Raw genomic sequence first — 425 nt, 5'->3', positions numbered from 1 at the left:
AGCAAAGGCATCATCAGTATCAATACCAAACCAGGAGATTACAACTTTACGATACAAGTAACGGATGGAAATGGAAATACGGCTAGAAAGAATATGACGATTACAGTAAAGGAACGCCCTAATAAATGGTTTGAAGAAGGGCGAGTGGGCGCTTTAACTCATGCTGCCCCAATTTACMRWTACTTTGTWGACCCSAAYTTCTCTGCCGATTTATGGGCGGAAAGGGCGAAACGTCAAGGGCATTCATTARTTTCGGTTGAATCGATACAACAAGCTTATCTTTGGCCGTCCAAGTTTGCGGATCCAAAACATGAGAGGCATATGTATCTTCCAAAAGACGAAAACGGCAAAGTAGTAGATGGGTTGAAACAGTTTGAACTGGCAGTAAAACGTCATGGAATGAAATTCGGTTTATATTATGGCGG

The 425-nt window shown here is 41.9% G+C and carries 1 protein-coding gene; it reads left to right on the top strand.

Annotated elements, in window-relative coordinates; all coding sequences use genetic code 11:
* Positions 1 to 425, top strand: a 425-nt coding sequence (locus AC1DLI_RS34415; protein WP_477610229.1) for an Ig domain-containing protein, incomplete at both ends; no start/stop codon positions are given.

The organism is Paenibacillus sp. 01T443, assembly GCF_056398325.1.
The sequence above is the reverse complement of the archived record's forward strand: the minus strand, read 5'-3'. Positions and strand labels throughout refer to the sequence as shown.